At 64.8% G+C, this 7,853-nt stretch carries 5 protein-coding genes; 2 read left to right on the top strand and 3 right to left on the bottom strand.

Features of this window, described 5'->3' with window-relative positions; all coding sequences use genetic code 11:
- Positions 1-55: 55 nt before the first annotated feature.
- Genes ACLEJU_RS07995 through ACLEJU_RS07985 form a run of 3 tightly spaced genes read right to left on the bottom strand, consistent with a single transcriptional unit; the run spans position 56 to position 4,116 of the window.
- A complete protein-coding gene (locus ACLEJU_RS07995; RefSeq protein WP_435421416.1) occupies positions 56-1,393 on the bottom strand; it encodes a c-type cytochrome in 1,338 nt (445 codons plus the stop codon).
- Between the two features lie 18 nt (positions 1,394-1,411).
- A complete protein-coding gene (locus tag ACLEJU_RS07990) occupies positions 1,412-3,661 on the bottom strand; it encodes a molybdopterin cofactor-binding domain-containing protein (protein ID WP_435421417.1) in 2,250 nt (749 codons plus the stop codon).
- Positions 3,661-4,116 carry a (2Fe-2S)-binding protein gene (locus tag ACLEJU_RS07985; protein ID WP_435421418.1) on the bottom strand — a complete coding sequence of 152 codons (456 nt, stop codon included), beginning with the start codon at positions 4,114-4,116 and terminating at the stop codon, positions 3,661-3,663. Before ACLEJU_RS07985 ends, ACLEJU_RS07990 begins: the two co-directional genes overlap by 1 nt.
- A gap of 388 nt (positions 4,117-4,504) precedes the next feature.
- Here ACLEJU_RS07985 and ACLEJU_RS07980 point away from each other — a divergent pair, with 388 nt between their 5' ends.
- Both ACLEJU_RS07980 and ACLEJU_RS07975 read left to right on the top strand, forming a co-directional pair.
- On the top strand, positions 4,505-6,691 hold the full coding sequence (locus ACLEJU_RS07980) for an OsmC domain/YcaO domain-containing protein (protein ID WP_435421419.1): 2,187 nt from the start codon (positions 4,505-4,507) through the stop codon (positions 6,689-6,691).
- Positions 6,692-6,995: 304 nt separating this feature from the next.
- Entirely contained in the window at positions 6,996-7,808 is an 813-nt protein-coding gene (locus ACLEJU_RS07975; protein ID WP_435421420.1) for a class I SAM-dependent methyltransferase, read from the top strand.
- Positions 7,809-7,853: the final 45 nt, after the last annotated feature.

Here is a 7,853-nt window from a genome sequence, read left to right as displayed (position 1 = left end):
TTTTTTTTTTTTTTTTTTCCCCCCCCCCCACCCACCCCGGTACAGGCAACATCTTCTACCGCATGTGCAGGATGATCGGGCTGCTGCTGGCCGGGTCGGTGTGCCCGCGCAGCTTGCCGACCGCCTGTGCATCCACCGCGCCGCCCACGTTGCCCCAGGTGCTGCGCACAAAGCTCAATACATCGGCAATCTCCTGGTCCGACAACTGCTCGCGGAACGCCGGCATGCGGTAGGCATCTGGCACGCCAGCAGCCATGATGCGTTGCGAGCCATTGAGGGTGATGTTGATCGCCGAGGCGTTTTCCCTGGCCAACGCCGAGGTGGCACCGGCCAGCGGTGGCATCCACTCGGCCTGGCCCTTGCCGTCCAGGCCATGGCAGCTGGCACAGCGGGTGACATAGGTATGGGCGCCGGGGCTGTCCAGGCGCGTGGCCGCAGAAACTGCCTGGTATTGCCAGGGCGTCCCGTCCCGCTGTGGGTCGCCGGGTAGAGACTTGAGGTAGTGGGCAATGGCGCCCAGGTCTTCATCGTTCATGAACTGCGTGGAGTTGTTGAACGCCTCGGTCATCGATCCATACACCACGGCATGCGAGTTGCGCCCGGTCTTGAGGAACTGGACGATCTCGGCCTCGCTCCAGCGGCCGAGCCCTGTGTTGTGGTCGCTGCGCAGGCTGGGCGCGTACCAGCCATCGAGCAGGGCGCCGGCGAGGAACGGCGTACCGGCTTCATCCAGGGCCTTCTCATTGAAGGCCAGGCCCCGTGGCGTGTGGCAGCTGCCGCAGTGGCCAGGCCCCTGGACGATATAGGCGCCGCGGTTCCACAGCGCATCCTGCCCGGCCTTGGCTGCGTACGGCGTGTCAGCGGCGAACACGCCGTTCCACAAGGCGATAGGCCAGCGCAGGTTCAGCGGCCAGGGGATATCGCTGGGGATGTTCGCCTGTTGTGCCGGCTGCACACCCTTCATGAAGAAGGCGTACAGCGCCTTGACATCGTCGTCGCTGAGCTTGGCGTACGAAGGGTAGGGCATGGCCGGGTACAACCGCCGGCCGCCCGGCGCGACGCCATGGCGCACGGCACGGTCGAAGTCGGCCAGGCTGTAGTTGCCGATGCCGGTCTCACGGTCGGGGGTCACGTTGGTGGCGTGGATGGTGCCCAGCGGCGTGGCCATTGCCAGGCCCCCGGTAAACGGCTTACCGTCCGGCAGGCTGTGGCAGGCCACGCAGTCGCTGAGCCGGGCGACATACTCGCCACGGCTGACCAGAGCGGGGTCAACGTGTTCGGTGGTGAAAGGCGAGGCGGGCTCGCGGGTCACGTACCAGGCCAGCAGGCCGGCCGCGACCAGGCACGGCACGGCCAGCCAGCCCGCAGTTCGGGCGAAACGGCTGTGGGTCATGGGGCAGTCCTTGTCCGGTCAGCTGAAGGTGTGGCGGCTAAGCGGCAGGCTACGCACCCGCTGGCCGGTGAGCTGCGCCACGGCGTTGGCCACGGCTGGCGCCACCGCCGGCAACGGCGGTTCGCCGATACCGCCCATCTTCGCCCCACTCTCGACAATGCGCACATGCACCCGGGCCATGCGTGAAGGGGGCAGGATCGGGTACAGGTCGTAGTTGCGTGCGCGCGGCTTGCCGTCGATGAACACCGCTTCCTCCACCAGCGTCTGCGACAGGCCCAGGGCCACCGCACCGTTGACCTGGTGCTCGATGATCGCCGGGTTGACGATGCTGCCGGGGTCGATCGCCTGCCAGATGTCATGCACCTTGACCTGGCCGTTCTCGATCGATACCTCGGCGATTGCCGCGGCTTCGGAGCCGAACGGCGAGGCCATGGCAATGCCGCGGGCGCGCTTGCTGCCGTCTTCTGCTGTGAACGGCCCGCGCTTCCAGCCGCCGGACAACTCGGCCACCGCGTGCAGCAGGTTGGTCAGGCGCTGATTGTCACGCAGCAAGTGCAGGCGCAGTTCGTAAGGGTCCTTGCCGCCCTTGTCGGCCAGCTCGTCGAGGAACGACTCATAGAAGAAGTCGTTCAGCGAGTTGCCCACCGAGCGCCAGTAGCCGAGCATGGCCGGGCCTTTGACGTAGATCTGGGCGATGCGTTTGTTGGCAATGGCGTAGGACTTGCCCGACAGCCCTTCGAGGGCCGTGGGGTCGATCTTGTCGCCTTGCTTGCCGGCGAGGGCTTCGGTCGGGCCTTCGGTGGCGCTTACGGCTTCGATGGCCACCGGTAGACCTTCGGCATCCAGCCCTGCGCGGAACTTGACCACGGCGACCGGGCGCAGCACGTCGCGCAGAAACTCTTCCTCGCGGCTCCAGATCAGCTTGACCGGCCGGCCGACGGCCTTGGCCAAGGCGATGGCCTGTGGGTACGGGTTGGCCGAGTCGTACAGGAAGTGGCGGCCAAAGAAGCCGCCCAGCAGTGGCGAGTGCAGGGTGATCTGCGCCGCATCCAGGCCGGTGCGCTTGGCGATGTCGTCGCGGAACATGTCTGGCGCCTGGTTAGGCAGCCAGACCTCCAGGGTGCCGTCCGGGTTGAAGCGGGCGAGGGCAGACGGCGGCTCCAGCTGGGCATGGTTGAGGTACTGGTTGTGGTAGCTGGCCTCGACCTTGGTCTTGGCATTGGCCAGGGCACCAGCGATGTCGCCTTCGTTTTCCTCGTCGCGGGCCGGCCCTTCAACGGCGGCCAGGTGCTCGCGCCAGCCGTCGCTGGAAAAGTCTGCCGGCATCGGCCGCACCTTGCTGTCGGCGCCTGGCTCTTTCCAGTCCACCTGGATGGCCTCCACTGCACGCTTGGCGTGCCACCAGCGTTCGGCGACCACGGCCACGGCGCCTGGCAACTGATGCACCGAGTGCACACCTTTCATGGCCTTGACCTGTTCCTCGTTGCGCAGGCTGCCCACGGTCATGCCCAGGCGTGGCGCGTGTTGCACGGCGGCGTGGAGCATGCCGTCGACCTTGATGTCGATGCAGTACTCGGCCCTGCCGGTGGATTTGTCGTAGGCGTCCAGGCGCCGCACCGGCTTACCGATCCAGCGGAACTGGCTGGGGTCGCGCAGCTTGATGCTGGCAGGGTCCGGCACCGGCAGGTCCATGGCACGGCCAGCCAGTTCGCCATAGGCCAGCGAGCGGCCAGAGGCGGCGTGAACAACCTTGCCAGGCTCGGTGGACAGCTCGCCGACCGGCACGCCCCATTGCTCGGCCGCGGCCTGCAGCAGCATGGCCCGGGCCAGGCCGCCGAGGCGACGCATGGTCGGGTAGCTCATGCGCACCGACATGCTGCCGCCGGTGATGCGCAGGCCGTTTTCCATCACCACGTAGGCTTCCCCGGGGGGTGCGCTTTCGACCAGGAAGTTGGCCGGGTCGACGTCGAGTTCTTCACCGACGATCTGGGCCATGGCCGTGAAGGGGCCTTGGCCACCCTCCATGAACGGGCTGAGCAGGCGCACCTTGCCATCCGGGCGGATTTCCAGGAACGCCGGCACCTGGGTGCCGCGCTCCGGAGTGGCTGACGCCGCTGCCTGCACGCGGGTCGCGCCCATCGGCAGGCCGAAGCCCAGCACCAGGGCACCGACCGCGGTGCCGGCCAGGAAGCGCCGGCGCGACAGGTTGACGGTTTCGCCCAGTTGCAGCCTGAGCAGTTCTGCAGGGGTATCAACGGGCGTGTTCATCAGGCCTGCTCCCCTTCGGCGAGTGCATGCACGGCAGCATGGATGGCGTTATAGGTGCCGCAGCGGCAGAGGTTGACCATCGCCGCGCCGATCTGCTCGTCGCTGGGCTTGGGGGTGTGCTTGAGCAGCGCCGTGGCTGCCATCACCTGGCCAGACTGGCAGTAGCCGCACTGCGCCACCTGGTGCTCGACCCAGGCCGCCACCACGCGCTTGCCTACCGGGTCGGCCTCGACCGCTTCGATGGTGGTCACCTCGCGCCCGACCACGCCAGCCACGGGGGTGACACAGGCACGCACGACGTTGCCATCCACCAGCACCGAGCAGGCGCCGCACTGGGCCAGGCCACAGCCATACTTGGTGCCGGTCATGCCCAGGTTGTCACGCAATACCCACAGCAGCGGCGTGTCGGCATCGGCGTCGACCTGGTAGGTCTTCTGGTTGATACGAAGTTCCATGGCTCACCTGCTGATCATCGGTTGATGGCGCTTACTGTCTGGTGGGGAATACGTTGTTCCCCAATCCAGAAACGCTAGCACAGAGGTACTACCACTGGTCTGGTGGTGGCGCAGGTCCGGAGGATCAGGCAAGCAATTCGGTGGAATGCACAATATTCCAGGCTAGCGCTGACTATGTGGGAGCGGCCTTGCGTCGCGAAAGGGCCGCAACGCGGCCCCCGCTATCTGTGCCGCTTCACAGATCTTGGGGCTGCTGCGCAGCCCTTTCGCGATACAAGGCCGCTCCTACAGTAGGGTGCCGCACAGATGTGGAGAGGACTTCCGGGGCGAAAACCCGGATAATGCCGGCCAATTTCGTTTTGCACGCTTAAATCACGGTAATCCCCGCATGGAAATCAAGGTCAATTTTCTCGACAACCTTCGTCTTGAAGCCAAGTTCGACGACTTCACGGTGATCGCCGACCAGCCGATCCGCTACAAGGGCGATGGTTCGGCCCCGGGCCCGTTCGACTATTTCCTGGCCTCGTCGGCCCTGTGCGCGGCGTACTTCGTCAAGCTGTACTGCCAGACCCGCGATATTCCGACCGAGAATATCCGCCTGTCGCAGAACAACATCGTCGACCCCGAGAACCGCTACAACCAGATCTTCAAGATCCAGGTCGAGCTGCCCGAGGACATTTCCGAGAAAGACCGCCAGGGCATCCTGCGCTCCATCGACCGCTGCACCGTGAAGAAAGTGGTGCAGACCGGCCCCGAGTTCATCATCGAAGAAGTCGACAACCTCGACGCCGATGCCCAGGGCCTGCTGATGCCGGTAGCCGACACCACCACCTACATCCCCGGCAAGGACCTGCCGCTGGAGCAGACCATCGCCAACATGTCCGGCATCCTCGCCGGCCTGGGCATGAAGATCGAGATCGCCTCGTGGCGCAACATCGTGCCCAACGTCTGGTCGCTGCACGTGCGCGATGCGCAGTCGCCGATGTGCTTCACCAACGGCAAGGGTTCGACCAAGGAGGCCGCTCTGGCCTCGGCGCTGGGCGAGTTCATCGAGCGGCTGAACTGCAACTTCTTCTACAACGACCAGTTCTGGGGCGAGGACATCGCCAACGCGCCGTTCGTGCATTACCCGAACGAGCAGTGGTTCAAGCCAGGGCCGAAGGACGCGCTGCCGGCAGAAATCCTCGACGAACACTGCCTGGAGATCTACAACGCCGACGGCGAGCTGCGCGGCTCGCACCTGTACGACACCAACTCGGGCAACACCGAGCGCGGTATCTGCTCGTTGCCGTTCGTGCGCCAGTCCGACGAGCAGGTGGTGTACTTCCCGTCCAACCTGATCGAGAACCTGTTCCTCAGCAACGGCATGAGCGCCGGCAATACCCTGGCCGAAGCCCAGGTGCAGTGCCTGTCGGAAATCTTCGAGCGCGCGGTGAAGCGCGAAATCCTCGAGGGCGAGCTGGCCCTGCCGGATGTTCCTCAGGACGTGCTGGCCAAGTACCCCGGTATCCTGGCAGGTATCCAGGGCCTGGAAGAGCAGGGCTTCCCGGTGCTGGTCAAGGATGCCTCGCTGGGCGGTGAGTTCCCGGTGATGTGCGTGACCTTGATGAACCCGCGCACCGGCGGCGTGTTCGCCTCGTTCGGCGCCCACCCAAGCTTTGAAGTGGCGCTGGAGCGCAGCCTTACCGAACTGCTGCAAGGCCGTAGCTTCGAGGGGCTCAACGACCTGCCACAGCCGACCTTCGAAAGCCATGCGCTGACCGAGCCGAACAACTTCGTCGAGCACTTCATTGACTCCAGCGGTGTGGTGTCGTGGCGCTTCTTCAGCGCCAAGGCCGATTTCGAGTTCGTCGAGTGGGACTTCTCCGGCCATGGCGAGGACTCCAACATCCAGGAAGCCGCGACTCTGTTCGGCATCCTCGAAGACCTCGGCAAGGAGGTCTACATGGCGGTGTACGACAACCTCGGTGCCACCGCCTGCCGCATCCTGGTACCGGGTTATTCCGAGATCTACCCGGTCGAGGACCTGATCTGGGACAACACCAACCGCGCCCTGGGCTTCCGTGCCGACATCCTCAACCTGCACAGCCTCGACGACCGCGCCCTGCGCGCGCTGCGCCGTCGCCTGGATAAATGCGAGGTTGATGACTACACCACCATCACCACTTTGATCGGCGTGGAGTTCGACGAGAACACGGTGTGGGGCCAGCTGACCATCCTTGAGCTGAAGCTGTTGATCTGCCTGGCGCTCAAGCGCTTCGAGGATGCCAAGGAACTGGTCGAGGCGTTCCTGCAGTTCAACGACAACACCGTCGAGCGCGGCCTGTTCTACCAGGCGCTGAACGTGGTGCTGGAAGTTCAGCTGGATGAAGAGCTGGAAATGGCCGACTACGAGGCCAACTTCCGCCGCATGTTCGGCAACCCGCGGATGGACGCGGTGCTAGGTTCGGTCGACGGTAGCGTGCGTTTCCATGGGCTAACCCCGACCAGCATGAAGCTGGAAGGGCTGGACCGCCATCTGCGCCTGATCGAAAGCTACAAGAAACTGCATGCTGCGCGGGCCAAGTTCGCCTGACACATTTGGGGGCGCTTTGCGCCCCTTTCGCGAGACAAGGCCGCTCCCACAGGTAATGCGCAGTCCGTGAGACTAGCACGGTACCTGTGGGAGCGGCCTTGCCGGGGCGCCGGACCGGTCGGAAAGGGCTGCGAAGCAGCCCCACATAACCGAAAGTTGATGCATCAATCGCTAATCCGTATTACATCACCCTTGCCGCATCCTTCCATCAGCGCTTAGCTGAATCCCGCTCAAACCTATTCCATTCCATGGCGCGTAGACCGCCAGAAGGACCTCGGCCGCGCACAACAAGAAGGCGCAGACCATGAGCACTCCTCTGGATACCAATGCACTGAAGGCCCGCCAGCAAGCGGCATGGGCCAGCGGCGACTACGCGGTGATCGGCACCACCCTGCAACTGGTCGGTGAACGCCTGGCCGAAGCTTGCGATTTGCGCTGGGACGAGCAGGTGCTGGATGTCGCGGCCGGCAATGGCAACGCCACCCTGGCCGCCGCCCGGCGCGGCTGCCGGGTCACGTCCACCGATTACGTGGCCGAACTGCTCAAGCGCGGTGAAGAACGTGCCCGTGCGGAGCACTTCAAGGTCGATTTCGAAGTCGCCGATGCGGAGGCGCTGCCCTACAAGGACGGTATCTTCGATGTGGTGCTGTCGACCTTTGGCGTGATGTTCGCCCCTGACCAGCCGCAGGCCGCGCGGGAAATGGCCCGCGTTTGCCGTCCGGGTGGGCGTATCGGCCTGGCTAACTGGACGCCACAGGGTTTCGTCGGGCAGATGTTCAAGACCCTCGGCCGGCATGTGCCACCCCCTCCCGGCGCCTTGCCGCCATCGCGCTGGGGTGATGAAGCACAATTGCGCGAGATGTTTGCCGGCAAGATTGGCGCGATGGACGTCAGCCGCCAGCAGTTCAACTTCCGTTATCGCTCCGCGGCGCATTTCATCGACGTGTTCCGGACCTGGTACGGGCCGGTGCACAAAGCCTTCGCAACACTGCCGGCGGATGCGGCGGCGGCACTGGAAAGCGACCTCACGGCATTGCTGAACGAGCACAACCAAGGCGGAGCCTCGTCCCTGGTGGTGCCCAGTGAATATCTGGAAGTGGTGATCATCCGCTATTGAAGGCTGCGGCCCATGGGGTAGCATGGCGGGCGTCCATACACCCAC

This window comes from Pseudomonas sp. SMN11, from assembly GCF_052041945.1.
Taxonomy (GTDB): Bacteria; Pseudomonadota; Gammaproteobacteria; order Pseudomonadales; family Pseudomonadaceae; genus Aquipseudomonas.
The sequence above is the reverse complement of the archived record's forward strand: the minus strand, read 5'-3'. Positions and strand labels throughout refer to the sequence as shown.

Bases quoted from the DNA above. Each gene is read 5' to 3' on its own strand.
- ACLEJU_RS07995 (WP_435421416.1), bottom strand. From the start codon at position 1,393: ATGACCCACAGCCGTTTCGCCCGAACTGCGGGCTGGCTGGCCGTGCCG.
- ACLEJU_RS07990 (WP_435421417.1), bottom strand. From the start codon at position 3,661: ATGAACACGCCCGTTGATACCCCTGCAGAACTGCTCAGGCTGCAACTG.
- ACLEJU_RS07985 (WP_435421418.1), bottom strand. From the start codon at position 4,116: ATGGAACTTCGTATCAACCAGAAGACCTACCAGGTCGACGCCGATGCC.
- ACLEJU_RS07980 (WP_435421419.1), top strand. From the start codon at position 4,505: ATGGAAATCAAGGTCAATTTTCTCGACAACCTTCGTCTTGAAGCCAAG.
- ACLEJU_RS07975 (WP_435421420.1), top strand. From the start codon at position 6,996: ATGAGCACTCCTCTGGATACCAATGCACTGAAGGCCCGCCAGCAAGCG.